Origin of the sequence: Vibrio sp. 1562, from assembly GCF_033340155.1 — a bacterium.
Taxonomy (GTDB): Bacteria; Pseudomonadota; Gammaproteobacteria; order Enterobacterales; family Vibrionaceae; genus Vibrio; species Vibrio alginolyticus.
In genome coordinates, this window is sequence record NZ_JAWOVY010000588.1 from 1 (window position 1) to 580 (window position 580).

1 protein-coding gene is annotated in these 580 nt (G+C 43.3%); it reads right to left on the reverse strand.

Annotation, left to right across the window (positions count from 1 at the left end; translation table 11 throughout):
* Nucleotides 1-22 precede the first annotated feature (22 nt).
* On the reverse strand, nucleotides 23-580 hold a 558-nt coding region (locus R7Z49_RS26545), incomplete at its 5' end, for a CBS domain-containing protein (protein WP_318112648.1).

The window sequence follows — 580 nt, forward strand, 5'->3', positions numbered from 1 at the left end:
GTTATTGTTCGTTCTTTATTGTTTAAGCAGTTTCTAGTGCTTTATCTTCAACAAGGTTTAGTCGCTCACCGAATACTGGACGTAGGGCTTTAAGGACTTCTTGGCGAGTAACAACACCAACCATTTGACCATTTTCAAGAACCGGCAATACTTGCGGTTTGCTAACCTTCATGCTTTTGGCTCGTTCTTCTAGAGATAGAGAAGTTAGGCGAGTTGCAATCCCCATGCTGCTTGTAGGGTATAGTTGCTCTTTGTCGATGCATAGGAACTCGACCACATCCACCAAACGATCGCTAGCATCAATTGCAACGACATCACGGCTCATCAAATCAACCACTTTTTGATCTTTCACTGGGATGTAATCTTGACACCACAGTTCAACCATCACGTCGTGTGCAGAGAAGAAACCAACTAAACGATTGTGGAGATCCACCACTGGTGCGCTTGTTAGATTGTTGTCTAATAGAGTATCAAGAGCTGCGGCTACAGGCATTTCCACGCTGAGTGTAACCGGTTTTGGATTCATGATGTCCTTTACGAAAGATGCGTTTTTCATTGTGATTTCCTTAACTGACGATAA